Annotated in this window: 20 protein-coding genes and 3 pseudogenes; 10 read left to right on the top strand and 13 right to left on the bottom strand. The window is 70.9% G+C overall.

What is annotated here, in order from left to right:
- Positions 1-113: 113 nt before the first annotated feature.
- On the top strand, positions 114-1,808 hold the full coding sequence (locus BG418_RS16300; RefSeq protein WP_188274794.1) for a hypothetical protein: 1,695 nt from the start codon (positions 114-116) through the stop codon (positions 1,806-1,808).
- Positions 1,809-1,843: 35 nt separating this feature from the next.
- On the opposite strand, the gene BG418_RS16305 is transcribed toward BG418_RS16300, so the two are convergent.
- From BG418_RS16305 to BG418_RS16315, 3 genes are all read right to left on the bottom strand, one after another.
- Positions 1,844-4,324, bottom strand: a complete 2,481-nt coding sequence (locus BG418_RS16305) for a tetratricopeptide repeat protein (RefSeq protein ID WP_188274606.1) — start codon at positions 4,322-4,324, stop codon at positions 1,844-1,846.
- Positions 4,325-4,433: 109 nt separating this feature from the next.
- A complete protein-coding gene (locus BG418_RS16310; protein ID WP_188274607.1) occupies positions 4,434-4,709 on the bottom strand; it encodes a hypothetical protein in 276 nt (91 codons plus the stop codon).
- A 270-nt stretch (positions 4,710-4,979) separates the two neighbouring features.
- The gene (locus BG418_RS16315; RefSeq protein WP_188274608.1) at positions 4,980-6,863 is read right to left on the bottom strand and encodes an Ig domain-containing protein; all 1,884 of its coding nucleotides are present in this window, start codon (positions 6,861-6,863) and stop codon (positions 4,980-4,982) included.
- A gap of 630 nt (positions 6,864-7,493) precedes the next feature.
- On the opposite strand from BG418_RS16315, the gene BG418_RS16320 reads away from it, so the two are divergent.
- Together BG418_RS16320 and BG418_RS16325 are read left to right on the top strand one after the other, a co-directional pair.
- Positions 7,494-8,000, top strand: a complete 507-nt coding sequence (locus BG418_RS16320; RefSeq protein ID WP_188274609.1) for a hypothetical protein — start codon at positions 7,494-7,496, stop codon at positions 7,998-8,000.
- A gap of 730 nt (positions 8,001-8,730) precedes the next feature.
- Positions 8,731-8,910: pseudogene (locus tag BG418_RS16325) on the top strand (transposase); the annotation flags it as partial.
- Positions 8,911-9,132: 222 nt separating this feature from the next.
- Here BG418_RS16325 and BG418_RS16330 read toward each other — a convergent pair.
- The gene (locus BG418_RS16330) at positions 9,133-9,348 is read right to left on the bottom strand and encodes a DUF6243 family protein (RefSeq protein ID WP_188274610.1); all 216 of its coding nucleotides are present in this window, start codon (positions 9,346-9,348) and stop codon (positions 9,133-9,135) included.
- A 328-nt stretch (positions 9,349-9,676) separates the two neighbouring features.
- Positions 9,677-9,817 (bottom strand): annotated as a pseudogene (locus tag BG418_RS39900) (IS110 family transposase); the annotation flags it as partial.
- Between the two features lie 208 nt (positions 9,818-10,025).
- Here BG418_RS39900 and BG418_RS16335 point away from each other — a divergent pair.
- Positions 10,026-10,460, top strand: a complete 435-nt coding sequence (locus BG418_RS16335; protein WP_188274611.1) for an RICIN domain-containing protein — start codon at positions 10,026-10,028, stop codon at positions 10,458-10,460.
- Positions 10,461-10,736: 276 nt separating this feature from the next.
- Here the strand turns inward: BG418_RS16335 and BG418_RS16340 are convergent, their stop codons facing one another.
- Positions 10,737-11,348, bottom strand: a complete 612-nt coding sequence (locus BG418_RS16340; protein WP_188274612.1) for a TetR/AcrR family transcriptional regulator — start codon at positions 11,346-11,348, stop codon at positions 10,737-10,739.
- Between the two features lie 137 nt (positions 11,349-11,485).
- On the opposite strand from BG418_RS16340, the gene BG418_RS16345 reads away from it, so the two are divergent.
- The 4 genes and pseudogenes from BG418_RS16345 to BG418_RS41200 form a co-directional block, all read left to right on the top strand.
- Positions 11,486-11,947 (top strand): dimethylsulfonioproprionate lyase family protein, encoded by a 462-nt coding sequence (locus BG418_RS16345; RefSeq protein ID WP_188274613.1) that lies wholly within the window; start codon positions 11,486-11,488, stop codon positions 11,945-11,947.
- A gap of 49 nt (positions 11,948-11,996) precedes the next feature.
- Positions 11,997-12,815, top strand: coding sequence for an alpha/beta fold hydrolase (locus BG418_RS16350; protein ID WP_188274614.1), 819 nt, complete (start codon positions 11,997-11,999; stop codon positions 12,813-12,815).
- 14 nt (positions 12,816-12,829) lie between these two features.
- Positions 12,830-12,952, top strand: coding sequence for a hypothetical protein (locus BG418_RS41195; protein ID WP_398999035.1), 123 nt, complete (start codon positions 12,830-12,832; stop codon positions 12,950-12,952).
- A gap of 21 nt (positions 12,953-12,973) precedes the next feature.
- Positions 12,974-13,225, top strand: a pseudogene (locus BG418_RS41200) (hypothetical protein); the annotation flags it as partial.
- 109 nt (positions 13,226-13,334) lie between these two features.
- On the opposite strand, the gene BG418_RS16355 reads toward BG418_RS41200, so the two are convergent.
- From BG418_RS16355 to BG418_RS16365, 3 genes are read right to left on the bottom strand one after another with little or no spacing between them, the layout of a single operon-like run.
- Positions 13,335-14,750 (bottom strand): ATP-binding protein, encoded by a 1,416-nt coding sequence (locus BG418_RS16355; RefSeq protein WP_188274615.1) that lies wholly within the window; start codon positions 14,748-14,750, stop codon positions 13,335-13,337.
- On the bottom strand, positions 14,747-15,427 hold the full coding sequence (locus BG418_RS16360) for a response regulator transcription factor (RefSeq protein WP_188274616.1): 681 nt from the start codon (positions 15,425-15,427) through the stop codon (positions 14,747-14,749). Before BG418_RS16360 ends, BG418_RS16355 begins: the two co-directional genes overlap by 4 nt.
- Positions 15,428-17,617 carry an MMPL family transporter gene (locus BG418_RS16365; protein WP_188274617.1) on the bottom strand — a complete coding sequence of 730 codons (2,190 nt, stop codon included), beginning with the start codon at positions 17,615-17,617 and terminating at the stop codon, positions 15,428-15,430.
- 1,350 nt (positions 17,618-18,967) lie between these two features.
- On the opposite strand from BG418_RS16365, the gene BG418_RS16370 reads away from it, so the two are divergent.
- Positions 18,968-20,335, top strand: coding sequence for an MFS transporter (locus BG418_RS16370; protein ID WP_188274618.1), 1,368 nt, complete (start codon positions 18,968-18,970; stop codon positions 20,333-20,335).
- Here the strand turns inward: BG418_RS16370 and BG418_RS16375 are convergent.
- The 4 genes from BG418_RS16375 to lnt form a co-directional block, all read right to left on the bottom strand.
- Positions 20,325-22,241: a GAF domain-containing protein gene (locus tag BG418_RS16375; protein WP_188274619.1), complete on the bottom strand. Its 1,917-nt coding sequence runs from the start codon at positions 22,239-22,241 to the stop codon at positions 20,325-20,327. The two genes, BG418_RS16370 and BG418_RS16375, sit on opposite strands and share 11 nt — an antisense overlap.
- An 85-nt stretch (positions 22,242-22,326) precedes the next feature.
- Positions 22,327-23,130, bottom strand: a complete 804-nt coding sequence (locus tag BG418_RS16380) for a 3-hydroxybutyrate dehydrogenase (protein WP_188274620.1) — start codon at positions 23,128-23,130, stop codon at positions 22,327-22,329.
- Between the two features lie 56 nt (positions 23,131-23,186).
- Positions 23,187-23,666 (bottom strand): NUDIX domain-containing protein, encoded by a 480-nt coding sequence (locus tag BG418_RS16385; protein WP_188274621.1) that lies wholly within the window; start codon positions 23,664-23,666, stop codon positions 23,187-23,189.
- Positions 23,667-23,676: 10 nt separating this feature from the next.
- A complete protein-coding gene (lnt, locus tag BG418_RS16390; protein WP_188274622.1) occupies positions 23,677-25,311 on the bottom strand; it encodes an apolipoprotein N-acyltransferase in 1,635 nt (544 codons plus the stop codon).
- 212 nt (positions 25,312-25,523) lie between these two features.
- Here lnt and BG418_RS16395 point away from each other — a divergent pair, with 212 nt between their 5' ends.
- Positions 25,524-26,585 (top strand): O-antigen ligase, encoded by a 1,062-nt coding sequence (locus BG418_RS16395; RefSeq protein WP_188274623.1) that lies wholly within the window; start codon positions 25,524-25,526, stop codon positions 26,583-26,585.
- The last annotated feature ends 13 nt before the right edge of the window (positions 26,586-26,598 follow it).

Below are 26,598 nucleotides of genomic sequence, written 5' to 3' on the forward strand. Positions count from 1 at the left end.
GAGCCGCGAGCCGCGAGCCGCGAGCCGCGAGCCGCGAGCCGCGAGCCGCGAGCCGCGAGCCGCGAGCCGCGCGGGGCTTTGGGGCGGGCGGCGCGTAGTTTTTCGGGGTGGCCATGCACGCTAGCCAGCCCCTTCGCGTACCCGTCGGGGATGACGCCCACCGCTGGAGCACGTTTCGCGGCGAGAAGACGCTCGTCGTAGCCGCACGCACGGTCACCTCGACCGTACGCGTACTGGAGTGCCTGCCCGCCCTGCTGCGCGGCGACGAGAAAGTGACCGTCGTCTTCGCGTACGACCCCACGTCCGCCTTCAACGACGGCGTCCTCGACCTGCTGCACGACGCCGGATGCCGGGTGATGCCCTGGGCGCAGCTGAGCCGGATCTCGCCCGACCTCATCGTCTCCGCCAGCGAGAACATCGAGGTCCCGGACGGCGACTGCCCGGTCCTGGTCCTGCCGCACGGCATCGGGTTCCAGAAGTACGTGCCGGATTCGCGTTCCGCACGCGAGCGACTGTCCGGCGTCGTACCGGATCCACTACTCGAAGCGGGCCGCGCGTGGCTGGCCGTCTCGCACCCCGGCCAGGAGGAGCAACTGCTCGCCGCGCACCCGAAGGCGTCGGGGCACACCCTGCTCGTCGGCGATCCCTGCTTCGACGAACTGCGCGCTGGACTGGACGACGCGGAGGCGTACCGCCGAGCGCTCGGAGTCGCAGACGGGCAGCGGTTGGTGGTGGTCAGCTCCACCTGGCGTGCCACCTCGCTGCTCGGTCGGCTCCCCCACCTCCCGGCCCGGCTCCTGGCCGAACTGCCCTGCGACGAGTACCGCGTGGCCGCGATCCTCCACCCCAACATCTGGTCGGGCCACGGCGCCTGGCAGATCCGTACGCTCCAGGCCGCCGCCCTCGACGCCGGGCTGATGCTCATCTCCCCGGTGCACGCGTGGCGCTCCGCGCTGCTCGCCGCGTCGGTGGTGATCGGCGACCACGGTTCGGTCACGCTGTACGGGGCCGCGCTCGGCAAACCGGTACTGCTCGGCGCGTTCGGGGCGGACGCGGTGCCGGGCACGGCCGTCACCGACCTCGGCCGCAGCGCGCCCCACCTCGACCCGCACGGCGATCTGCGCGGCCAGATCGAGGAAACCCTGCGCACGCACACGCCACACCAGTACGCGGAGATCGCCGACCGCGCGTTCGCCGCACCCGGCGAGGCGCTGACCCGGCTGCGGGCCTGCATGTACCAGCTCATGGGGCAGCCGGAGCCGACGGACACCCCACCGCCGGTGGTCGCCCCTCCGCTGCCGGAGCCGGTGGGGGCTGCGGTCACCTCTTGGGTGGTCACCACATCGCTCACCGCGTCGGTCGCGGGGCACCCGGCCGTGGCGCTGCGGCGGCGCCCCGCCGCGGTCTCCGACGACGTCGGCGAGGCGCCGGACACGTACGTCCATCTCGCGTGTGACACCAAGGAGCGCGACGGGCGCCTCACGGAGAGCGCGTCGGTCCTGGTCCGGCAGAACCCGGCTGACACAGCGTCAGCCGCCGTGCGCTGGGCGCGCGACACACTCGACCGCTTCCCCGGCAGCCTGTTGACCGCCGCCCCGGTGCGCGGCGGCACCACGGTGGTGGGGCTGCGGGACGGGCGGATCGTGGAGGCGACGGCCACCGGTTCGCTCGGCGACCCGGACCTGGCGGCCGCCGTCGTCTACACCTGCCTGCGGGCCGAACTCGCGCTGGACGACGCAGTGGTGACGCTGCGGATCGGGGACGTACGCGAGGAGGATGTGGTGGTGCGGCTGCGGCCTCCGGGATGACGGCTCGTAGAGCCGCTCACGCACCCCGCCCGCGCTCACCCCGCGTCGTCGAGCCCCATCACCCGCTCCCGCAGCGCCTGCGCCTCCGGGTTGCCGCGCGACTCGTAGATCTCCAGGGCCCTGGCCAGATGGGCGCGGACGGCCGACGGATCCTGGCCCGTCCGTTCCTCGATCGCGGCCAGCGCCACCAGCGCCTGCGCCTCGTAGTGGTCCGCCTTCTGCTCATGCAGCGCGGCGGCCGCCTCGGTCAGGGCCACGATCGCCCGGTCGGTGTCGCCGAGGTGGTCGTGGGTGAAGGCGAGGGCGATCGTCGCGCGCGCCGCCATCCTCGCGTCGTCGCAGTCGAGCAGCGCCCGGCGCGCGCCGCGCAGGGTCTCCAGGGCCAGGGCGTGCTCGCCGTGCGCGTCCTGAGCACAGCCCAGGAAGTACGACGCGATGGCCGCACCCCTCAACTCCCCTGCCTCCGTGTTGAGTTCGAGGGATCGCCGGTACGCCGCCATGGCACGGTCGAGGTCGAAGCGCTCCCAGTACCGCCCCAGGAACTCCTGCACCGAGGCGCACACCACCGCGTTCCCCGACACCTCGGCGCAGGCGACCGCCGCCTCCAGCTGGGCGCGGGCCGCGTCGTACTCGCCGAGGTCCATCAGCGGGCGCGACAGCAGACTGCGCAGCCGCGCCTCGGCCGCGGGCTCCATGCACGCGGCCGCAGCCTCGGCCCCCAGTTCCAGGGACTCCTTCCAGGGCGCCAGATGTCGATGGTGGAGGAACAGTACGGTGTACGCCTCGGCCAGCGGCCACACCAGGTCGGCGAGGCCGTACCGCGCCCCGGCCCGCACCATGTCGAGGATGTTGTGGTGCTCGGCCTCCAGCCAGTCCAGCGGATCCGGTCCACGGTCACCCGCGAACGGATCGGGCGCGTCACGCAGCAGCGCGCCCAACTCGGCGACCCTCAACCGGTCCTCCCGGATCGCCCGGTCGGCAAAGGCGGTGAGCGCCAGAAAGTGCGTCAACACCCGCTGGACGAGGGCCAGTTGAACCTCGTCCGCCTCCTCCCGCTCGGCACACCGGCGCGCGTGCAGACGTACAAGACCATGGAAGCGGTAGCGGCCGTCGTTCGGCTCCACGTCGAGGAGGCGCAGCTCCTCCAATGCGGTCAGCTGTGCGCGGGCGGCCGCCGCAGTGATGCTCGCGGCGACCGCCGCCGTTCCCACGTCGAAGGTGCGGGCGGGCAGGAGCGACAGCAGGCGGTACATCCGGGCCGCTTCCGGCGCGAGCTCGCGATAGGTGAGATCGAAGACGGCGGCCACCGAACGCTCCTCCCCGACGGACAGCGCGGACCCCAGGGCCATGCCCTCCAACGGGTCGGCCTCATCGGCCAGTTCACCGGCGAGCCGGGCCATGGTCAGCCCCGGGGTGGTGACCAGTCGGGCCGCCAGCACACTCAACGCCACCGGCAGCCCGCCACACAGCTCGACAAGCCGCTCGGCGGCCGCCCGTTCCGCCTCCACCGCCTCGGCCCCACAGGTAGCGGCGAGCAGATGCAGCCCACCGTCCTTGTCCAGTGGCTCAAGCGGCAGCAACTTGGCTCCCTCCATGGCAAGTTCGCCGAGCCGGGCGTTGCTCGTGGCCAGCAGCGCGCTCCCCCGCCCCTTCGGAATCAGCGACCTGATCTGCGCGGAATGGCTCACATTGTCGAGCACGACCAGCATCCGACGGCTGGCCGAGTGCGTACGGAACCGTGCGATACGTGCGTCCGTGGACTGCGGGATCGCGGACTCGTCGACGCCGAGGGAGATGAGGCAACTGCGCACGGCGTCGGAGACGTCCCCGCCACCCGACAGTCCGCCCAACGGGGCGAAGTCGACGTAGATCTGGCCGCCGGGGAACAGGTCCCGCCCGCGTTCCGCCCAGTGGCAGACCATCGAGGTCTTGCCCACGCCCCGCATCCCGTAGACGAGCCCCAACCGCACTCTGGCGGAGGTGTCACCTTGCTGGGCTCCGAACCAGTCGTCGAGGGCCGCGATGTCCTTCGTACGGTTGATGAAGTCGACGACCAGCGGCGGGACTTCGTCCGGTGTGACGTCCGGGCCGGGCGACGGCTGCGGTGCTACGTGGAAGGTGATGCCACCGTGGATCTGCGCGGCCTGCACGCTGGGCCCGTGCACCACCCCCGACAGCTCGTTGCGCACGCCGCGCGACGGGACGCCGACGTCGTCAAGCAGTTCCCGCAGTTCCTGCGCGGCGGTGGGGTCCGCCCGCAGCATCCGACGGATCCGCAGCCGCCACTGCTCCTCGATGTCGGCCGCGCCCTCGTCGTCGCCCGCCGCACGAGCGGCCAGCAACTCCTCGCGCGAGGCCTGCAACTCGTCGACCAGCCGACCCGTGTCGTCGTCCCCGCCGCCCCGGCTGAACACCCGCGCCAGCCGCCCTCGGGCCTGTGTCCAGGCGTCCGAGACCATGAGCGTCACCATCGTCGTCGCCCCTGACACCGCGAGTGCCGTCAGCTCAGCTTCCATGGCTCCCCCACGCCCGAGTGAATCACCGATGCCACGGTAGAGAGCGCGGGGCGGCTTCGGTAGTCGACGCTCTGCCTGATGGGGGCCGAGTTCAGGCGAAACCCCCGATCTAGGTGATCTCCACCGTGACGGTGTAGCTGCCGTCGCCGGGGCGGCACGGCATCGCCTCGCCGCAGGAGTTGCGGTGCGCGGAGAGGTGCGCGGTGCCGGGGTGGCGGGCGGTGAAGTCGGCGACGGCGAGGCCGCAGCCCGCGCCGGGCGGGCACGTCGTCGCGGGCGTGCTGCCGCCTTTGCCGACGGGGGCCAGGACCTGCGGGTCGGAGCTGGTGGGCACGGACCAGTACGTACTGTGCAGACGGACCAGCACGGCCGCCCCGACACTCACTCTCACGACCGTACCGCGGGCATGCTCGTCGAGGGTGACGGTCTTCGGGGGCACGGAGGCGGTGTGCGAGTCAGCCGGTGGGTGCGAACTGCCGGAAGGAGAGCACCCGTTGACCGCACCGACACCGAGGATGGCGGCCAGAGTCACCCCGAAAAGACGCGCGGTGTGCCGACGGCGGCCCGGCAGAAAAGCCATGGGAACTCCGGAAAAGAGGAGCGCAGGGGCGGACCGGACGGCCCGCCCCTGCGGTCACACGGTGGTGAGTGAGCGTCAGGAGACGGTCACGTCGTCGTAGTAGGTGTAGGTGGCGTCACCGGCGTAGTTGTCGTCCTTGCTGGTGAGCGTGAGGGTGTAGCTGTGGCCCGCCGTCAGGGTGCCGGAGGCCGTCTTCCAGCCCGCACCCTGGGTGCAGGTCTTGGCGAGGACGGTCGTCGTGGTGCCCGACGTGTTGTCCTTGAGGGTGGCCGTCGCCCAGTCGTACGTCAGGGTGTCGGGGCACGTGATGTTGTACGAGAAGGAGACCTTGGAGCTGCCGCTCGGCGCCGTGAAGGTCTGGGCGATCGAGGACGTGTTGCTGGGGTTGGTCGAGCCGACCATCGCACCGTAACTCCCGCTGTGGGCGGCCGAGGTGGCGGCGGTGGCGGTGCCTGCGGCGGTCCAGCCGGAGAGGCTGCCGGTCTCGAAGCCGCCGTTGGTGACGCCCCCTCCGCCGGCGGGCGAGACGGTCCAGCCGAACGACGTGCTGCCGGTGGCACCAGTGCCGTCCTTGGCTGTCACGCTCACGGACGAGGTGCCGGTGGTGGTGACCGTACCGCTGATCAGTCCGGTCGAGGAGTTGATCGAAAGACCTGCGGGCAGACCGGTGGCCGAGTAGGTCAGGGACTGGCCGCTCCCCGAGTCGGAGGCGTTGATCTGCAGCGAGACGGCCGTGTTGACCGTGGTGGTCTGGCTGCCCGGGTTGGTGACCGTCACGGTGTTGCCGGACGTTCCGCCGACGATCGGGTGCGAGATCGCGCAGGCGTTGGTGTCATTGGACCAGCTGGCCTGCTCGGCGAAGGTGCCGGTGCCCATGGTGACGTTGGCCGCGCCACCGGCGGTGCCGGGGTTGAGCCAGGCGCACTCGTCGGAGTTCTCCTGGCCGTCGTACGAGCTGCCGGTGTGGTTGGTCCAGCCGCCCGCCGGGTTCTGGTCCGACATCATCTCGTGCCACTCGTGGCCGAGCGTCATGGTCCAGCCGTCGAGGGTGCCGGGCGAGTTGACGAAGCCGACGCCACAGCCCTGGCCCGAGTCGATGTTGTACGGCTGGTTGCTGAACGCGACGTCGCCGTACGGGGAGTTCACCGCCCCGCCGGTCAGCGTGCTGTCACCGTTGTAGTCGTGCCAGGCGCAGTACTGGCCCTGGTAGTTGTCCGGGTTGGTGCCGTGCGGCGACAGGATCACGTAGTACGCGTCGCGGTTGGACGCGGCCGTGGTGTTGCCGAAGTGGGCGGCCGCGTTGACGGCCTCCTGGCCGAGCTGGTGCCCGGACGCGGCGCTCGGCGATGCGGCCGCGTTGTCGTACCACACACCGGAGAGCACACCGCCGCTCTGGTATGGGACGAAGTTGGCGTTCGAGGGGCAACTGGTCGCGCCCGTCGCCACGTTGGGGCCGTCGCACCACTGGGTCAGGTCGGCGGACCACAGCTCGTTGCCGGTGCCGATGCCCTTGAACATCTGCTGGGCCGCGCCCGCGGCGCCCGCCGAGTCACCCGAGAACTTGGCGTTCCCGTTGCCGTCGGTGGTCTGCGTGCCCCACTGGGTTCCGTAGAACACCAGGTAGACCTTGGAGTGACCGCTCTGGACGCCGATGCCGTCGATGCCACCGCCGTAGGACAGCGTCTCCGGTCCCGTGGCCACGTTCGGGGTGGGGTGGGCGGCGTCCCACGCCTTCATCTTGGCGTGCTGCTGCGCGGTCGGCACGACACCGTGCCGGTAGGTGTGCCCGTAGGCGGGGCTGTACGGGTTGGACACGGAGTGGCTGTTGGCCGACTCCGGGGCCGGGGCGGCCGCCGCCTGGGTTGCGGTGGCGGCGACCATGGCGCCGGTGACGAGGGACAGCGAGGCGAGACCGGTCAGGGCTCTTCGTGCTGTGCCGCGTATGTAGGGGGTGCCCATGTGTAGGGGGATTCCTCTCTCGTGCAGATCGCCGGACGCCGGGGCGGCGGGGCGGTCCGCGGCCTGGAAGCGGGCAGCGAGGCGACGCATGTCGTACTGGTGCGAAGAGCGGCCGGAGTTGCCGGAATTGCACGACAGGGACGGGAGAGGGGATACACGCGCGGCACCGGCTGGTTCAGGTGTGACTCCGGTACGACTCCGGTCCGGAGCTTCCGCGCGAGTCCTCCCGCCCCACTCCGACGGGATGGCACGCCAACCGCACGCCTTAGCACGGTAGTTGGCGGTAGTACGTCGTGCTGTGCGTGGTACGAGTGATGGTGCGGAAGGTGGTGCGAATGGTGACGCAGAACGTAATGCGGAAGGTGATGCGCCGATCGCTGCGCGGAAGCCAAGCAGAGCCGAGGTGACACGGTCAATCGATGGAAAGGGGCTTTCCAGTCTCTTGACAGACACCGATGTCAACTTGACCGCACCGAGCAGAAACCTCTACCGACACATGGGTGGCCCGGGGGCGGTGGGGGGCTTTGGGGGGGGCGACGAGGGGTGTGGCCGCTCCACGGACAGAGCTACCGGCCCAGGTTGCCGAAATCCGTGTGCGGTGTGCTGATGGCGCCCACTACCGTGCCCGCCATGGACGTGACGTTCACCAAGCTCGCCGGGCGCCGGTATCTGATGACGGTCGTCCGCGAGCACGGCCCGGAGCTGGCGCCACGGCAGGGCCCCGGCTACCACGACTACCTGCCGCATGACGCCGTGCACTTCCTGGTCGAGGCCGAAGCGCGGCTGTCCGGTGGTGCCTTCGGCCGGATCGCCGCCGGACGCAACAACATCTTCTGGCCGGCCGACCCGGCGGCGCGCAAACGCCAGGCACGCCACGAAGCGAAGCGGCGACCGAGTCCGGCCGAGCACGCCGACATGGCCCGCTCCGAGGAACTGGCCTCCGTGTGCCGGCCGCTGTGGGAGCTGAGGTCGGGCCACCTCGCCGAGCCGCCGTCGTGGTTCACGCGGTTGGATCCCGCCATCCTCAAGTCGCCCGTGGTGGAGCGCGTACTGGCGCGCTTGGACGAGTTCGCCACGACCTGGCACGCGCTCCCGACGGGCGGCAGCGTCACCCTGCCCTGGCCGACACGCGCCTGACGCAACGTCGAGAATCCTCAACCCCTGGTCATGGTTGCCGCACGCACACCGCACCCCCGACCCGTATCGTCGCCGCCAGTCTCATCGGCACCAGCATCGAGTGAAGCGACATCGCCAGCTCGGGCCCCGGTTTCGACAACCGGGACTTCGCCGCTGTACCGCCCGCTTCACACGCCCCGGATCTCGCAACCAAGCGACACCGAAAGCCGAACCATGCTTGAACAAAAGGGAGTTCAGCACCCAAGCCGCTGGCATGCATGACTGGCACGTCGACGTCCCACGGGCGGGCCACATCTTCGGCGTACGGCACAGCGGCAGGCGTTGCGCGGGCCGAGGCAGCAAGCGGGGAGAGCTCTGGGGCTCGGCCTTCACCATGCGGGCGGCGACTGACCCACTCGATCGGCACAACCTCACCGACACCATCTGCACCGCCGCACTGAAGGTTCCGCGCAGCACCTGGGCACCGGCCGTCGAGCCGGAGACTTCACATATGGCTGCTTGGGGATGGATCCTCAGATATCCCCTCAACTCGACGTTGCCTGTAATCGGACAGATCCGCCTTCGCCGTCCCCCTGAACCCGTGCATCCACTTCACAGAAGAAGCACAGGATTCCCCTGGGTGGCAGGGAAAGTGCACGTGCTGGCGCAGCCGTTGCGGTGCTCGCGGTTTCAGCCAGGCATCCTGACCCAAAGAATCAAACACCTGCGCCATTTCGTTGAGTTGTGCCTACTGCCCGGCTGGAAGGAAGCGCGCAACACGTCCCACAAGCAGGTCCGCGCTCGTGTGGAGCACGTCTTCGCACGCATGAAGACCTGGAAAGTCCTCCGCGACTGCCGGCTCAAAGGAGATGGCGTACACCACGCGATGCTCGGCGTCGCCCGCCTACACAACCTCGTACTTGCCGGATAAGAAAGGCGCACTCATCGCTGCTGAACACAATGCGGTGGACCATGGCATTGGTCTGACGGTCACCGCCGCAGTTGAGGCGACGGTAGCGGGTAGTCAGCTGAGACGCGGAGGCTCGGCCGAGAGCTGAGCGGGACCGGCCGCGCCCGGTAGGGCAGCAGGGCCCGGACCGCGCGTCGGGGTCCGGCCTGCCCCGTGCGGTGCCGCCCAGCGGGGGGGGGTGCGTCAGTTCTGTGCGGTGTCGTCGCCCGTCTGCCCAGCGCCGTCGGCCGCGCCCGCCTTCTCGCGCATCTTGCGCACCAGCTCCGCCTTCTGGTCGGCGGCACTCTGGCGGTCGAGGTTGCGGTGCGGACCGTTGTTCTGCCGTTCGGCACGGGACAGCTTCTTGCGCTGGCCGCCACCCTGGCCCACGGGGTTGTTGATGTTTTTGCTGTCGGTCACGGGTTCTCCCGGTGATGATGTGCGGTGATCTACGGATTCATCGGTGGGGGGACGGGCGCGGCGACGTCGAAGGACGTCAGCAGGGGCCCATCACGCTCTCACTCGTAAATCGGCGTCTGGAAGAACATGACAAAGACGTTACCCGGTTCCGTCGGCCCCGCACACCAACCTCTGCACCGCCCCGGCGTCAGCCGGGCCTTCAGCGAGCGCCCGGGGTCAACCGCTTCCTTCCAGTCAGCTGACGGACCATCCCCCACATCACGGGTCCCCGCCAGATGGAGGCGAGCCAGCCGGGGTTCTGCATCGCCCGTTCTGTCACACACAGCCCCTATAACGGGGCGTCGGTGGATACCGTTCTGACCAGGTTGAAGACCTCGCGGGCGGGATATCGCTTGAGGCAACGGATGATCTCGCGCCGGGTCTTGCCCTCTTGGGCGCGGCGTGCGAGCGGTGCCCTGCTGTCAACCCGTTCGAAGGCTTCAAGATCACACTGGGCGCCCTGCAGCGGGCCGGGCGCCCAGTGGCACCCCGAAACCCCCGCCGCCCGCGATGACGACGAGGACAGCAGTCCCGACCTCAGCGGACCCGTGCTTGGCGCAACGAAATGTGGCCGTCCCTGTGCCTGACCGCCATGGGCAGGCAGACGGACATGCAGGCGGCACCCTGCAGCGGCATCGATGCCCAACTGTGGCAGGAGAGCTCTCGCGCCGTGCCGACGGGCCTGGCAGGGCGGCGGAAAGCGGGAGCGGCTGCGCGCCGCCAACGGCTCCTACCTCGACACACGAGGTGGCGGCACCGGCAACCTCACAGACGTCATCGTTCATCCCCGCAAGAACGTGGACAACCAGTTCCGGGACGTCCAGTTCCAGAACTACGGCGACAACCTGGTGCGGCTGCGCGGCAAGGACAGCGGCAAGTGCGTCGACGTCCGCAACAGCGACGCTACGCACCGCGGCACACCCTCGGTGATCTTCACTTGCGATTACGCGGACACCAAGAACGACAACGCTGGACCGCCGTCGGCGAGCCCGACGGCAGCTTCCATCTCCGCAACGAAGCCACCGACCTGTGCCTCACCGCCCCCGAAGCCCACATCGGCCAGGTCTGTCTGAACAGCGACGCAGTCCCGGCCGCCACCCCGTCATATTCCTGGCCGTCCTGCAAGAGGGCCGCCGGCCACTGCGCCCGGCAGGGCCGGCCGAGACGAAGACGGTGGTACGCACCCCGGATCTGGACGTCGTGCGGTTCGGCGCGAGCTACGGCCTGGCCTCATCCGGATTCCGCTGTGCCCGACCTCTCCACCGAGCAGGCCCGGAGCAGGCTGTTCGGCCGGGAACTCTGCGCCGCCGGCCGTCGGTGACGGCCGGGGCCTCCGCGGACGCCGCGGCTCACTCCTGCGCGGCCGCGCGCACCGCGGCTTCGGTCAGCGTGGTCGCCGTCCGTACCGCGCTCGCGACGGCGACGTCGGGGGCGAGGCCGCACAGGTCGGTGAGGGTGAAGAGGGCTTCGGCGCTGACGGCCACGGCGAGGTCCCGCTTCAGTTGGACGAAGGCTTCCGGGTCCGTCGTTCCCAGCGTTTCCTCCAGAGGAGCGAGCGCGTGGTCGATCAGACCGAAGCGGACACCGGGTCTCGCGGCCGCCGCCGCGGGGCGGGTGATGGTGGCCGCGATCATGGCGCGCACCGCCCCCTGGCGCCGGAGTATGCCGCGGAGCAGGAACTCGCAGGCGTAGGCGACCCGTTCGGCGGGGTCGGTGGAGTCCGCGACCGGGGCGAGCGCCTCGGCAGGGGGCGGCCAGGTGCCGACCAGGGCCTCGCTGATCAGCGACGGAAGGTCGGGGAAGTACCGGTAGGCGGTGGGCTCGGAGACCATGGCCGCGCGTGCGACCGCGGGCATGCTCACCTCGCCGCCCGTGGCGATGAGGCCGCTCGCGGCTTCGACGATCGCAGCCCGCGTGCGCCTCTTCTGGTTACTGCGGCCGGTGTCGATCGGCGTCGCCATCGCTGCGTCCCTTTCCCGCTCGTCCCGTTCACGGCCCAGCTTATCACTGTCGACTCTCTTCACGAGAGTTCACTTGCACGACGAGAGTCGACCCTCTACTCTCCCTCCTGAGAGTCGACCCTCACGAAGGAGACGCGATGACACAGGCTTCCGTGGTCGGCCCGGACGACGGCGAGACGATCCGCCTGGGACCGGCGCAGATCCGCATCCTGGAAGACGGCAGCACCACCGGCCACCGGATCGGGATCGGTGAGATCACCCTCGCCCCGCACACGCAGGGCCCGCCGCAGCACCGCCACGCCCAGCACGACGAGGGTTTCTACGTCGTCTCCGGCACCGTGCACTTCACTGTCGGCGAGACGACCCACGTCGCCCCGGCCGGCGCGCTCGCGATGATCCCGCCCGGCGCCCCGCACACCTTCGCCAACCACGGCGACGAGCCGGCGGTGATGCTCAACACCTTCACGCCCGACCTGTACGTGCAGTACTTCCGCGACCTGCGGGACATGATCGCCGGCGGCCAGGAGCTGACCCCTGAGGCGACCGTCCAGGTAATGAGCCGCTACGCCACCGTCCCTGCCACCGAGTACGACGCATGACGGCTCGGACCGTCACCCACCCACGTCAGTAACCGATGGGGAGACCTCCATGACCAGCACCACCCGCACCATCACCCTCACCCTCACCCTCGGCTCCGGCGACGTCGACCTCACCTTCGAGGAGCAGGGGGAGGGGCGCCCCTTCCTGCTCCTGCACGGCGGCGCCGGCCCGCAGACCGTCGCCGGGTTCGCCGGGCTGCTCGCCGAGCAGCGGCCGGCCCAGGTCATCACCCCCGTCCACCCCGGTTTCGATGGCACCGCCCGACCCGACCGGCTGACCGACGTCCCGGCCCTCGCCGAGATCTACGTACGACTGCTGGACGAACTCGGCCTGGCGGACGTCACCGTCATAGGCAACTCCATAGGAGGCTGGATCGCCGCCGAGATCGCCCTGCTCCGCAGCGACCGGGTCAGCAGCGTCGTTCTCGTCAACGCCGTGGGCATCCACGTCCCCGGCCACCCGGTCGCCGACCCCTCCACCCTGACACCTGCCGAACTTTCCGCGCTGGCCTTCCACGACCCCGCGAAGTTCGCTGTGGACCCCAGCACATTCTCCGACGCGCAGCGTGGGGTCGCAGCCGCCAACCAGGCCGCGCTGCAGGTCTATTCGGGCCCGCACACGATGGCCGACCCCACCCTGCGTGAGCGCCTGGCCAAGGTCACGCGCCCGGTCCTCGTCGCGTGGGGCGAGAGTGACCAGGTCGCCGACACCGCGTACGGACGCGCGTGGGCCTCCGCCGTTCCCGGTGCCCGGTTCGAACTCCTGCTCCGTACCGGCCACATGCCCCAGATCGAAACGCCCGAGCAACTCCTGCCGGTGGTATGGGACTTCGCAGCCTCTCACGCCACCAACCGGCCCAACGGCTGAACAGCGCAACCCACATGCCCGTCCTGGCCGCCTGCTGCCTGAGCGTGCTGCCGGTCAGTCTCGACGTCACCATCCTCAACGTCGCACCGCCCTCGATGCAGCAGGACCTGAACTCCTCGGTCTCCGGCCCGCAATGAACACTTGACGCCTACCCCCTCGTCCCGGCCTCGCTGCTGACCCTGGCCGGTGCCACCGCCGACCGCGTAGGCCGCCGACGGATCTTCCAGGTCGGTCTCGCGCTGGTCACCACCGGGTCGGCCCTGTGCAGCCTGGCACCCACGACCAGCTGGCTGGTGACCTTCCGCATGGCGCGGGCGGCGGGCGGCGGCATGCTCACCCCCTCGGAGCGACGGCGGCTGTCGTCCACTTCCCGAACCGTGTCGGCAGGTACCGCCATGGGATACCAGTGAGGTTGACAGGCGATTCGGTCGAGCCGCTCGGTGAGGAGGTGCTGGTCGGCCGGACTGAGGCTGCCTGTTCGGGCAGTGCGCGCAAGGTTCAGCCGACGCCAGCGGGGCCTCATGAAATGGCATCGCCCGCGGCGTGCAGCGTCACCGTGACCAGCGCGCCGCCTTCGACCGCCGCGCCGATGGACACCGTCCCCTGGTGCGCGATGGCGATCTCCCTGACGATCGCCAGGCCGAGCCCGGTCGAGCCGCTGACCTGCTCACGGCTGGCGTCGAGGCGGACGAACCGGTCGAAGACCCGGTCCCGGTCCTCGGCGGGGATGCCGGGGCCGTCGTCCGCGATGGTGATCCGGACCAGGCCGTTCGCGGTGCTGCCGGCGGCGTTCGGGGAGGCGGTGATGCGAACCGTCGTGTGCGCGTGGCGGACGGCGTTGTCGATGATGTTGCGGAAGAGCCGCGACAGGTCCGCGCTGTCGCCGGTCACGGCCAGCCCCGGCGGCGCCTCGACCGAGACGGCGACGTCGGCTGGTGCGGTGGTCTCCGTCAGCTCGGCCAGCAGTGGCGCCAGTTCGACGCGTCCGCGGCGGGCGGCGGCTTTACCGGCGTCGGTCCTCGCGAGCAGCAGCAGATCGTTGATCAGCGTCTCCAGGCGGGTGGCCTGTTTCACCGCGCGCCTGGCGATGTCCGGCCACGGGGCCCGGTCCGGGTGGGCGAGGCCGACTTCCAGACCGGTGCGGATCGCGGTGAGTGGGCTGCGCAGTTCGTGGCTGGCGTCGCCGACGAAGCGGCGCTGCCGGGAGGAGGAGTCCTCCAGTCGGGCCAGCATCGCGTTCATGGTCTGCGCGAGGTGGCCGACCTCGTCGTCGGTGCCGGGTTCCGGGACCCGTTGGGTCAGGTCCGTCGCCGAGAGGTCGGTGATGTCGGTGACCGCGCGGCGGATCTGCTCGACCGGTCGCAGGGCCCGGCCGGCCACGAGCCAGACCGTGGTGCAGGCCAGCAGCAGCAGCGCCGGCAGTCCGATGATCAGCAGTCGTGCGAAGGTCTCGTTCACCTGGGAGAGCAGCGAAGTGGGCGTCAGGGTGACGACGGACACCGGTTGTCCGCCGACCGTGACGTGCGCGCCGTAGACGGTGACCTCGCCGGGGACGACGCCGTCGGCTGCCTTGTGACGGACCGGGGACGTGGAACGGGGTGGCAGGTCGTAGACGGCGGGCAGTGTGGCCAGGGTCCGGGTGGCGGCGAGGACGCGGCCGTCGGCGGTCAGTACCTGGGCCTCGGCGGCGGGGTCGAGGGTGGAAGCCGGAAGCGGGTTCGGGAACGTGCCGTCGGCGGAGGCCGACTGCTGGATCTGGGTGGCGTAGGTGCGCACCTGGCTCTGCACCGTGCGTTGTGCCGAGTCCTTCTGGAGCAGATACATGCCAACGAGGCCGAGCGTGACGGCCGCGGTCAGCGCCAGGCCTGCCGCGATGGTCACCCGCGAGCGCACCGTCGCGGGTCGGAGCCTCGTGATGACCTGAGCCAGGGTCACGACCGCTCCCGGATCACGTAGCCCTGCCCGCGCACCGTGTCGACGATCGACCCGCCGGCCGCACCAGGAGTCTCGATCTTGCGTCGCAGCCGGTGCACCAGCACTTCGACAGCCGTCGGGTCGCCGTCGAAATGGACGTCCCAGCAGTGCTCCAGCAGCTCGGTCTTCGAAACGACCCGTCCTGCCACACGCAGCAGGTACTCCAGTACCGCGACCTCACGCGCCGTCAGATCCAGTGCCTCGCCGTCGCGTGTGACGGTCCGCGCGGCGGGGTCCAGCGCCAGGCCGGCGGCGGTGAGCACCGCCGGCCTGGCGCCGAGTGCGCGCCGGGTCAGGGAGCGCAGGTGGGCGAGGAGCACCGGGTAGGAGAACGGCTTGGGCAGGTAGTCGTCGGCGCCGCTGTCGAGGCCCTCGGCGTGGTCGAGGTCCTCGTCCAGCGCCGTGAGCATCAGGATCGGGGTCCAGATCCCGCGCTCGCGCAGCGTGCGGCACACCTGGTAGCCGTCCATCCCCGGCAGCATCACGTCCAGGACGATCACGTCGTGCGGGCTCTCCGTGGCCTTCCACAGCCCGTCCACGCCGTTGCCCGCGACGTCCACGACGTAGCCCTCCGCCGCCAGGCCCCAGGCCAGTGCCTCGGCGACGTCCGGCTCGTCCTCGACCACCAGCACTCGCATCTATCCAGCGTCCCTTACGGTGTGCGCAGTGTGCGCGGGTTCGCGCCGCGCCGCGGGAATGCCGGGGCCCGCTGCGGGCTTCAGGCGCAGGATACGGCGGGCCCGGTCCGGCAGCCTCCAGTTCCAGTCCCCGAACAGCGAGACCAGCGCGGGCAGCAGCAGCATCCGCACCACGATCGCGTCCAGCACCACTCCGGACGCCAACCCGGCGGCGATCTCACGGACCGTCACGTCGTTGGCGGTGGACAGCGAGGCCAGCGCGAAGAACAGGATCACGGCGGCCGAGCTCACCAGGCGCCCGGTGCGGGAGACGCCCTCGATGATGCCTTCACGGGTGGACCCGGTGCGATCAAAGCCCTCGCGGACCCGGGCCAGGATGAAGACCTCGTAGTCCATCGAGACTCCGAACAGGAATCCGAAGATCAGGACCGGCGCGAAGGCGTCGATCGTGCCGTAGCTGCCGACGCCCCACAGCGCCCGCATGCCGATGCCGTGCTGGAACACCAGGACCAGGATGCCGTACGTCGCAGCCACCGACAGCATGTTCAGCAGCACCGCCTTCGCAGGCAGGAGCAGCGACCGCATCCCCCGGGCCAGCAGCAGGAACGTCACCAGCGCCACGATCCCGAACAGCAGCGGGAACGAGCCGTACGTGGCATTCGTGGCGTCGATCCGCTGCGCGCCGTCGCCACCGGCCAGCGCGCCGGGGGCCACCGAGCCGGCCGCCGCCCGGACGTCGGCCAGCGCGGTGCCGCTGTGCGAACTTCCGATCTCGGTCCGCGGGATCGCGACGACCAGCGCCGAGCCGTCGCTCGCCGACCAGCCGGGCCCGGCCGCCACGGCGGCGCCGCGCAGGCTGGACAGCGAGTCCAGCGATGTGACGACGGCCCGGGCATCGGCGGTGTGCGGGACGTAGACCGGGACGGCGGTCAGCGTGCCGGACGGGAACCCGTCGGTCTCCAGCGCGTGCAGACCGTCGGTGTAGCTGCCGGCCGAGGCCATCGCGTGCGTAGTCGGCTGCGCGATGTCGATCGTGGCCGCCGTGCCCGCCAGCGCGCCGAGCAGGCCAATGCCGACGACCGCCGCCAGCACCCGGTGCTTGATCACACCGACCGACCAGGCGGTCCAGAACCGGCTCGCCGCATCGCGGCGCGACGCACGGCGGGGCCAGTCCATCCGCGGCCCGATCTTGGACAGGATCGCGGGCAGCAGGGTCAGCGCGACGAGCGTCGCGGTGGAGGGGATGAACAGCCCGGAGATCCCGATCCCGCGCACGACCGAGTTGGGGATCACGATCAGCGCGAACAGCCCCAGCGAGGCGACGACGCCGCTGAACCCGACGCTGTGCCCGGCCCGCTTCATCGCGGCGAGCACCGCTTCGTCGTTGGACCTCCCGGCCCGGCGCTCCTCGCGCCAGCGCGTGACCACCAGCAGCGAGTAGTCGATCGACAGGCCCAGCCCCAGCAGCGCGACGATGTACTGCACCGAGGGGTTGAGCGGCGAGGACGACGGCACGAGGTAGGTGAGGCCGTAGATGAGGACCTGCATCGTCAGGACGCTGACGAGGGCGGTGAGCAGCGGCAGCAGCGCCAGGAGCGAGCCGAACACCCACGCCAGGACCAGCAGTGCGCCCAGCGCCCCGATGAGCAGTTCGCTCAGCACCGAGGAGTTGCCGCTGCCCGTGGTGTTCCCGGCTTCCAGGGCGTGGTAGCTGGTGCCGTGGACGGTCAGGCCCGGCGCGGCCTGCCGTGCGGCGGCGGTCAGTTGGTCGACCTGCTCCGGGCCGATGTCGTCGTTCGGCTTCGGCGGGTAGGCGAGCACGATGGTGCTGGTGCGGCCGGCGCCGACCAGCGCGGCGTCGCCGTTGGCCGCGAAGGAGACGACGCGCAGATCCGGCGCAGCCTTGGCGAGCGTGGCGTCGATCCGGCTGAGGTCCTGCTTGACCTGCGGTGTGTCGACGGTCTGCCCAGCCGGGGTGTTGAGGATCAGCACGCCGGGGTCGGCGGCCGCGCCACCGTATTGCGCGGCGATCGCGGTGTTGGCGGTGAAGGCGGGGCCGTTGACGTGGCTGCCCGGCTGCAGCCGGCCGGACAGCGAGGGCGCGAGCACCACGCCGACAGCGGTGATGAGGAGCCACAGCAGCCCGACGGCCAGGCGGTGCCGGGTCACCCAAATTCCGAGTCGTTCCATCAGATCCCCCTGAGATCGGGTCCGAGTAGGCGTCTTCCAAGTCGCCGGTCACCGTAGGAAGGCGCAGCTTTCAGAACCCTTTCGTGACGGTCCCCCCGCCCGGGTCGTCCTCCCCGCCGACGCAGGGGGTTCCGATGGCTGACCCGCGCCGGGGTTGGACGCCGCACTCCTCCCCGCTAGCGCGGAGGTGTTCAGTGCGCTCCCGACCCCCTCCGCTACCCACCCGAGTGCCCCGGGTGGGCGAGCAGGTGTCGCCGACCGCCCTCGCCGCCGACAGCCCGGGCATTGGGCCGGATCGCCGCCCACTGGCCCCAACCGGACACCGTCGTACACCCGTTGACCGCACGTCTCGTCAAGTCGATGCCGAACCGGGGTCGTCGGCATCGAGCCGGGCATCGGCACCGCGGGTACACGGCAGGCTGGAGCCCGCAACGCGGGAACTGTCGGACCTGGCCGGCATCGAACGCTGGGATCCTGGTTTGCCCACCAAGAAGCTACGTTGCGTTTGGACAGCCCACAATGGAACCGTTCCGCCCGGGAAGCCCGCCAACCCCTATGCCATAACTCCATGTTGAGGCATTTACAGTGTGTCCCATGTGGTGATCGAGTCTCGACGGTCCAGCCGATCTCCAGGATCATCCAGGACTTCGAACGGCCCCAAAGAGTTCGGTCGCGCACTGGCCGCGGCCATCGACACCTTCGTCTTGGCCTACGACGAACACGATGCCAAGCCCTACCGCTGGACCTACGACGGCAGCCCACTCAAAACCACATGAACCCCCGAAGGATCAACGCGGCGCTGCACTAGCAGTACCTCGTCACCGCCGTCATCCCAGCTTCACGCCGGGCTGAGGCCGACTCGGCAAGGCACGACTGCTCTGATCCGGTCACTGCTGTGGGCCAACCCGTGCTTTGCAGCCGCCGAGGCGGCCGTAGAGCGGAGCCCAATCGGCACACCAAGTACCGACCCTGCCAAGCCTGACCGTCACGATCGGCTCTGCAACTCTCGCGTCCGATCCGTGCCGAATGCGGAAGTTCAACGCCGCGTAGTCAGCACCAAGTCGGCACGGGAGCGGTGACAGGGGTGGATGACGTGGGATTTTAGTCAGCACCGAACCAGCACGGGCGTCAGCACCGCACCACCAAATCATGCCCGAACATGACAACTCAGACAGCCTGTTTCGCGGCCACGCTCATGCCCTCGCAGAGCCCCTTCGTTCCTTCTCATGGTGGCCGCCGTCACTCTCACCGAACCAACTATGGTGCCCCACCACATACGCCCCTGACCTGCACGTTCCTACGGTATGGCGACACACAACCGTCCCCGTCGAACGCCAGGAAGTGGTGCTGATGTCCTCCGCCGCAACCGCTCCCCCACGCCCCACCAACCTCCCCCGTATCGTCGCCGCCAGCCTCATCGGCACGACCATCGAGTGGTACGACTTCTTCCTGTACGGATCCGCCGCCGCGCTGGTCTTCAACAAGTTGTTCTTTCCCGGGTCCGACCCGCTCGTCGGGACGCTGCTCTCCTTCCTGACGTACGCCGTGGGGTTCGCCGCCCGGCCGTTGGGTGCCCTGGTGTTCGGGCACTTCGGGGATCGGATCGGGCGTAAGAAACTGTTGGTGCTCAGTCTCGTCATGATGGGTGGGGCGACGTTCGCGATCGGGCTGCTGCCGACGCACGCCACCGTCGGCTCCGCCGCGCCCGTGCTGCTCACCGCGTTGCGACTGGTGCAGGGGTTTGCGCTCGGGGGTGAGTGGGGCGGGGCCGTGCTGCTGGTGTCGGAGCACGGGGACGCTCGGCGGCGCGGGTTCTGGGCCTCGTGGCCGCAGACCGGCGCGCCGGCCGGGCAGTTGCTCGCGACCGGGGTGCTCTCGGCGCTCACCGCACTCCTCTCCGACGACGCGTTCCTCTCCTGGGGCTGGCGCGTACCGTTCCTCCTGTCCGGTGTCCTGGTGATGGTCGGTCTGTGGATACGTCTCTCTGTCGACGAATCACCTGTGTTCAAGGCCGCGTTGGCGCGCGCCAAGGCGCGCGAGGCCGACGAAGCCGACGGCCTCACCGAGAAGCTGCCGCTCGTCGCCGTGCTCCGCGACCACTGGCGCGACGTCCTGGTCGCGATGGGCGCGCGCATGGCGGAGAACATCAGCTACTACGTGATCACCGCCTTCATCCTGGTGTACGCGACGACCTCGGCCGGGATGGCCAAGCAGACCGCGCTCAACGCCGTACTCATCGCCTCCGCCGTGCACTTCGCCGTGATCCCCGCGTGGGGCGCGCTCTCCGACCGGATCGGGCGGCGGCCCGTCTATCTGATCGGCGCGGTCGGTGTCGGTGCCTGGATGTTCCCCTTCTTCTCGTTGATCGATACGGCGGACTTCGGCAACCTGGTCCTCGCCGTCACCGTCGGACTGGTCTTCCACGGCGCCATGTACGCACCCCAAGCGGCCTTCTTCACCGAGATGTTCGCGACCCGGATGCGGTACTCGGGGGCGTCCATCGGCGCCCAGTTCGCCTCGGTCGCCGCCGGTGCGCCCGCGCCGCTCATCGCCACGGCCCTCCTCTCCGACTACGGCAGCTCCACCCCCATCGCGCTCTATGTGATCGCGGCCGCCGTCCTCACGGTGATCGCCATCGCCTTCGCCCACGAGACCCGCCACCGCGACCTGGACGACATCGAACACGCGGGCCGCGCCCAGGACTCGGTCAGCGTCTGACCGCCGTCGACATGGCGTGCAGGCGCAGCGCCAGCTGGATCTCCAGCGCTCGGGCCGGACAGTGCCAGTCCGGCCCGAGCAACCGGCCTATTCGCTCTAGGCGTTGGGCCACCGTGTTCACATGGACGTGCAGGTCGTCCTTGGTGCGCGCCGGGCTCATCCCGCTCGCGAAGTACGCGTCGAGCGTGCGCACCAGGTCGGTGCCGCGCCTTTCGTCGTACGTCACGACGTCGCCGATGGTGCGGTCGACGAAGCCGTCGATGTCACGGGTGTCCGCGAGGAGCAGGCCGAGGAAGCCCAGGTCCGGGGCGGCCGCGCCCTCGCCGGACCGCCCGAGCAGCCGCAGCGCCTCAAGGCACCGGCGCGCCTCCCCGTACGCCTCGGCGACCGAGCCGGGGCGCGCGGCGGGCGCCTCGACCGGGGCCGACGCGCCGACGGTGACGGATTCCCGCAGGGCCGCGCCGAGTTGCTTGGCCAGCTGCCGGGCCACGTCGGCCGGGGTGTCGCCGGGGCCGAGCGGCAGCAGCAGGACCGTGCCGCCGTCGCGCGCGGCGGCCAGGCCGTGCCGGGTCGCCGCCAGATGCGCGGCGGCCGAGCCCATGCGCTGCCGGTCGGCGGTCTGCCGCTCCGCCGTACCGTCCTCGGGCCCTTCCATGCGGGCTGCGAGGACGAGGTGCGGGGCGTCCAGGTCCGCCCGTAGCCGCGCCGCGCGGTCCCGCAGCAGCCGGGGGTCGCGGCCGGGCGTGTCCAGCAGGTCGTCCAAGAGCTCACCGCGCACGCGCTGTTCGGCCTCGCCCGCCGAGCGCCGGGCGAGCAGCAGCAGCGAGGTGACCATAGCGGCCCGCTCCAGGGTGCGCCGGTCGACGGGGTCGAGCCCGGGGTGGCCGCGCAGCACGAGCGCGCCGAGCAGTTCGCCGCCAGCCGAGACCGTGGCCACCCAGTCCCGTCCGTTCCGTATCGCATGGCCGTCCGTGCCCGTCAGGTCGAGCGCGGTGAAAGCCGGTGAGTCGGCGTCGGCGAACTCGACCGTGCCGTCCAGGACTTCGGACACCGCGCTCGCCACGTCATGGACACCGCCGCCGCGCAGGACCAGTTCGGTGAGCCGGTCATGGACCTCGGAGGCGCGCTCCAGGACCGCGCTGTGATCCCGGATGATCTCGTTGGCCCGCTCCAGCTCGGCCAGGGCCGATCGGGTCTCGGCGAGGAGGTTGGCGGTGTCGATGGCGACGGCGGCGTGGGCGGCGAACGAGCCGAGGAGGGCGATCTCCTCGCGGGCGAAGACCCGGCTGTGCCGGTCGGCGGCGAAGAGCACGCCGATCACATTGCTCCCCAGCATCAGGGGAACACCGAGGATCGCGACCAGGCCCTCGTCCCGTACGCCCGTGTCGATGGCCCGGGTGTGCCGGAAGCGCTCGTCGTCGAAGTAGCTCGATGTGACGTACGGGCGGGCGGTCTGCGCGACGAGACCGCCCAGGCCCTCGCCCATGCCGAGCCGCAGCTGCTGGAAGCGGGCGGCCACCGAGCCTTCGGTGACCCGCATATAAGTGTCGCCCGCCGCTGGGTCGTTGAGGCTCAGATACGCGACCTCCGTACCCAGCAGGGACCGTGCGCGCTGCACGATCGCCCGCAGCACCGCGTCCAGATCGCGCAGCCCCGCGAGGTCGTGGGCGGTCTCGAACAGCGCGGAGAGCTCGGCCTCCCTGCGCCGTCTGCCCTCCAGGTCGGCGCGGACCCGCAGGGCGAGCTGCCGGGCGGACTCAAGCGCGGCCAGCGCCTCGGGTCCGGCGCCGTCGGCGCGCGCGAGCAGCGCCGGCCGGTCGTACGCCTCGGCCGCCGCGCCGCGCGCCAGAAGCTCCAGGTAGGGGACTTCGGCGTACTCGGTGAACTGCGGGTGATCGTGGGACATGTTCACAGGGATACCTGCCGTACGGGCCACCGCGCCAGGCCTGTGGAAAACTGTTGGCAGGGGCCAGTCAAGTGACGGATGTGCGTCAGTGGGCGGTCCAGCCGCCGTCGAGGGCGAGCGAGGTCCCGGTGATGAACGACGCCTGCGGGGTGCAGAGATAGGCGACCGCCTCGGCGACCTCGGACGGCTCCACGAGACGTTTGAGCGCGGAGTCCTTCAGCAGCACCTCGGCGAGGACGCGTTCCTCGGGGATGCCGTGGGCGGCCGCCTGGTCGGCGATCTGCTGCTCGACGAGGTTGGTGCGGACATAGCCGGGGCTGACGCAGTTCGAGGTCACCCCGTGCGCGGCGCCCTCCAGCGCGGCGGTCTTGGAGAGCCCTTCGAGGCCGTGCTTGGCCGACACATAGGCCGACTTGTACGCGGAGGCCCGCAGTCCGTGCACCGAGGAGATGTTGACGATGCGCCCCCAGCCCTGCCCGTACATGTGCGGCAGCGCCCCTCTGATCAGGCGGAACGGCGCCTCCAGCATCACCGTGAGCACGGTGTGGAACATCTCGGGCGGGAACTCCTCGATGGGGCGCACCAGTTGGAGCCCGGCGTTGTTCACCAGGATGTCCGTGCCGGTGGCGGCCTGTTCGGCGGCCTCCAGGTCGGTCAGGTCCAGGACCAGCGGCTCGATGGATCCGGCGAGGCCGGTGTCCGCCGTGGCCAGGGCGTCGAGGCCCGCGGCGTCCCGGTCGACGGCCCGTACCTTGGCGCCGGCGGCGGCCAGGCGCAGGGCGCAGGCCCGGCCGATGCCGCCGGCGGCTCCGGTGACGAGCGCGGTGCGGCCGCCCAGGTCGAGGGCGACGGGCGCGGGGACGGGACCAGGTGTGGTGGGCGTGGTCATGTTTTCGACCCTAGGCAGTGCGCCCGCCCACCACCCATGTGGTCCGCACCCACACTTCAGTGCTCGGTCATAGGCGCGAACCATGTCGGTCCATCGGCCAGCGCCTGTTTGATGCGGAAGAGGGCGAACTCCTGGAGCTCCGGCAGCGCGTCGACCGGGAACCAGCCGACCTCCAGGGACTCGTCGTCGTTGACGCGCGCCTCGCCGCCGACGGCCCGGCAGCGCAGACAGATGTCCATGAACTGGCAGTGGTCGCCGTTGGGATAGGTGACCGGGCTCAGCGCGTCGACCAGGATCACTCTCTCGACCACGCACCGCACGGCGGTCTCCTCGTACACCTCGCGCACGGCGGTCTCGGCGGGCTGTTCGCCGGGCTCCGGGATGCCGCCGATGATCGACCACTCGCCGGAGTCGACCCGTCGGCCGAGCAGTACGCGGCCCTCGTCGTCGAAGACGACGGCGCTGACGCCGGGCAGGAACAGGAGTTGGTGTCCGGCCGAGGCCCGGATCGCGCGGATGAACTCAGGTGTCGCCATGGCCTCGACCCTAACGAGACTCCGTCGCGACGTCCTGCGCCTCCCGACGCGCGCGTACCGTGCGGGTCACCGCCCAGCCGAGGCCCGCCGCCGCGAGCGCCACCAGCGCCCACTCGGGGGCGGTACCGAGCCGGGTCGCCGGGGTCTCGGAGGAGCGCAGCGGCACCTTGGCGACGAGCGAGGCGGGCGTGAACATCGCCGTCTTCTGGACCACCTTGCCGTCGGGCATGATCACGGCGCTGACGCCGCTGGTGACCGGGACCGTGACGGTCCGGCTGTGCTCGACGGCCCGCACGCGCGACATGGCGAGCTGCTGGTAGGTCATCTCGCTGCGGTCGAACGTCGCGTTGTTGCTCGGCACCGAGATCATCTGGGCGCCGTGGGTGACGGTGTCACGCACGGCCCAGTCGAACGCGGCCTCGTAGCAGGTGGCGATGCCCACCTTGGTGCCCGCCATGTCGAAGACGCCCGGCTGGGTGCCCCTGCTGAAGTCCTCGCGGACCATGGAGACATAGCCGGGGCTGAACTGCTTGATGAAGCCGCGCAGCGGGATGTACTCGCCGAAGGGCTGGATCTGCCGCTTGTCGTAGGTGGCGCCGGGCCCTGTCTTCGGGTCCCACAGGACCTGCTCGTTGAAGAGGCTGCCGTCGCTGCGCTGGACGACCGCACCCACCGAGATGGGCGCGCCGATCATCTTGGCGGCGTGGTCGATGTCGTTGTAGGCCTGTGCGTCGGTGTACGGGTCGACGTCCGAGGAGTTCTCCGGCCACAGGACGAAGTCGGGCCTGGCGGCCTTGCCCTGCTTGACCTTCTCGGCCAGGCGCAGGGTCTCGCGTACGTGGTAGTCGAGCACGGCACGGCGCTGCTCGTTGAAGCCGAGGCCCAGACGCGGCACGTTGCCCTGGATCACCGCGACGGTGGCCGTGCCGTTCTCGGCCGCGTCGCTGACCAGCGGCGTCGCGGCGAAGGCGGCGGCGACAGGTGCGACCAGGGCGAGCAGCGCGCCGGCCGCGGCGCCCCTGCGCAGGACACCGGTGGCGCGCAGGCGCAGGGCCTGGCGGACGGTCTCGTACAGCCCGAAGCCGCAGAGCACCACGGCGAAGCCGAGCACCGGCGTACCGCCGAGGGCGGCCAGCGGCAGGAACACGCCGTCCGCCTGGCCGAAGGCCAGCTTGCCCCAGGGGAAACCGCCGAACGGCATACGCGCGCGTGCCGCCTCGGAGGCGATCCACATCGCCGCGCCCCACAGCGGCCACCCGGGCAGCCGGGAGGCCACCGCGATCCCGGCGCCGGCGGCGGCGACCCCGATGGCCTCGATGGCCGCGAGGGCCAGCCAGGGGCCGGGCCCGACCTCGACGCCCGTCCACACCAGCAGCGGCAGCAGGAAGCCGAGGCCGAAGAGGTAGCCGAGGCCGAATCCGGCCTTCCAGGTCCGGCCGCGCAGGCACCAGCCGAGCAGCGCGAACGCGGGTACCGCCAACCACCACAGGGGCCGGGGAGGGAAGCTCAGATACAGGAGCACACCGGACAGCGCGGCCGTCGCGGGCCGTACGAGCCGGTGCAGCAGCCGACGGCCGCGCGAGGCGGCGGCGGGCTGCGGTTCGAGCTGCTCTGGCTCGGCTGTGGGGGTGGTGGTCGTGCTCACCCGGCGGAGTCTACGGCCGCGGGCTGTGGGTGCGGCAGCCCGATTCGTACAGTAACCGTCCTTATTCGTACGATCACCGCGTTCGGGATCCTACGATCGCCGGTGCTCACTCGGCGAAACGGCGGAGCTGGAACGTTTCTGCACATCTGTACCCACACCACGCTCCGCGCCGTTACGGTGTGCGCCAGTGGTTGGAGCGTCGGGGGGCGGGGATGAGCGCACGGGAAGGCCGGTCCGCCGCACCCGAACGCGCGGGCGGGGTCGATCTCGTCGGCGTCCTGGTGCTCGGCGCCTGCGCGGGCTGGTCGCTGGTGTCGGCGGCGGGGCGCGAGGCGAGGCCCGAGGGGGTACTGCTCGCGGTGCTCGCGGTCGCCGCCGGGTACGCGCTGGGCCGGATCAGCGGCAGCCTGGTGCCGGTCGCGGCAGCGACCACCGCCGCGATCGCCGGTCTTGTCCTGGCACTCGCGTCGCGGGACGGGGTGCCGGGCGCCACCGTCGACCCTCTGCCGGGCCACATAGGCGTCTCGGCGGCGCTCCCTGTGCTCGCCGCCGGCGGGGCCTGCTGCGCGGCCTGGGCGGCCCGTACGGCGGCGGTCCGGCTCGCCCTGCGGCTGCTCGGCGTCGGATGCGCGGGCGTGGCCCTCGCCCTCGGCTCGGTGGCGGGCTGCGCGGCGGCGCTCGGCGTGCTGCTCTGCTCGCTGGCGGCGGCCCGGATGCGGCGCCGGGCGGTCGGTCTCGCGGGGCTCGCGGCGGTCACCGCGCTGGTGGCGGTGGGGTCGGTGGCCGTCGCCGAGGACGCGCTGCCCAGCGGGCTCACCGTCTCCTTGCAGGGTCAGCTGACGCCGGAGCGCGTGCTGCTGTGGCGGGACGCGGTGGAACTCACCGAGCAGCATCCCGTGCGGGGCACCGGGCCGGATCGGTTCGGCGGCCTCAGCCCCGTCGCCCAGCAATCGGCGCTGACCGCGGGGAAGCCGCACTCCGCACTGTTGCAGCAGGCGTCGGAGCAGGGCGTGGTCGGCGCGGGGCTGCTGAGCGCCGCGTACGGCTGGATGCTCTACGGGCTGTGGCGCTCGCCCCGCAGCACCACGGTGGTCCTCACGGCGGGCGCGGCGCTGACCGCACTGGCGGCGTTCGCCTGTGTGGGCAACGCGCTGAGCTTCACCCCGGTGACCATGGGCGCGGGCCTGCTGGCCGGACTGGCCACCGCCCGGCCACCCGGGGACGGCCGGCCGGAGGCGGAACGGGCGGCCGAAGCGCACCCCACGCGCGCGTAGGGGGGTGGCCAAA

This window comes from Streptomyces sp. CBMA152 (genome assembly GCF_014596475.1).
In the GTDB taxonomy this organism is placed as follows: Bacteria; Actinomycetota; Actinomycetes; order Streptomycetales; family Streptomycetaceae; genus Streptomyces.

What these genes read in the sequence shown, in the direction of transcription:
- BG418_RS16300 (WP_188274794.1), top strand. Translation starts at nt 114, where the DNA reads ATGCACGCTAGCCAGCCCCTTCGCGTACCCGTCGGGGATGACGCCCAC.
- BG418_RS16305 (WP_188274606.1), bottom strand. Translation starts at nt 4,324, where the DNA reads ATGGAAGCTGAGCTGACGGCACTCGCGGTGTCAGGGGCGACGACGATG.
- BG418_RS16315 (WP_188274608.1), bottom strand. Translation starts at nt 6,863, where the DNA reads ATGGGCACCCCCTACATACGCGGCACAGCACGAAGAGCCCTGACCGGT.
- BG418_RS16320 (WP_188274609.1), top strand. Translation starts at nt 7,494, where the DNA reads ATGGACGTGACGTTCACCAAGCTCGCCGGGCGCCGGTATCTGATGACG.
- BG418_RS16335 (WP_188274611.1), top strand. Translation starts at nt 10,026, where the DNA reads ATGCCCAACTGTGGCAGGAGAGCTCTCGCGCCGTGCCGACGGGCCTGG.
- BG418_RS16340 (WP_188274612.1), bottom strand. Translation starts at nt 11,348, where the DNA reads ATGGCGACGCCGATCGACACCGGCCGCAGTAACCAGAAGAGGCGCACG.
- BG418_RS16345 (WP_188274613.1), top strand. Translation starts at nt 11,486, where the DNA reads ATGACACAGGCTTCCGTGGTCGGCCCGGACGACGGCGAGACGATCCGC.
- BG418_RS16350 (WP_188274614.1), top strand. Translation starts at nt 11,997, where the DNA reads ATGACCAGCACCACCCGCACCATCACCCTCACCCTCACCCTCGGCTCC.
- BG418_RS41195 (WP_398999035.1), top strand. Translation starts at nt 12,830, where the DNA reads ATGCCCGTCCTGGCCGCCTGCTGCCTGAGCGTGCTGCCGGTCAGTCTC.
- BG418_RS16360 (WP_188274616.1), bottom strand. Translation starts at nt 15,427, where the DNA reads ATGCGAGTGCTGGTGGTCGAGGACGAGCCGGACGTCGCCGAGGCACTG.
- BG418_RS16365 (WP_188274617.1), bottom strand. Translation starts at nt 17,617, where the DNA reads ATGGAACGACTCGGAATTTGGGTGACCCGGCACCGCCTGGCCGTCGGG.
- BG418_RS16370 (WP_188274618.1), top strand. Translation starts at nt 18,968, where the DNA reads ATGTCCTCCGCCGCAACCGCTCCCCCACGCCCCACCAACCTCCCCCGT.
- BG418_RS16375 (WP_188274619.1), bottom strand. Translation starts at nt 22,241, where the DNA reads ATGTCCCACGATCACCCGCAGTTCACCGAGTACGCCGAAGTCCCCTAC.
- BG418_RS16380 (WP_188274620.1), bottom strand. Translation starts at nt 23,130, where the DNA reads ATGACCACGCCCACCACACCTGGTCCCGTCCCCGCGCCCGTCGCCCTC.
- BG418_RS16385 (WP_188274621.1), bottom strand. Translation starts at nt 23,666, where the DNA reads ATGGCGACACCTGAGTTCATCCGCGCGATCCGGGCCTCGGCCGGACAC.
- BG418_RS16395 (WP_188274623.1), top strand. Translation starts at nt 25,524, where the DNA reads ATGAGCGCACGGGAAGGCCGGTCCGCCGCACCCGAACGCGCGGGCGGG.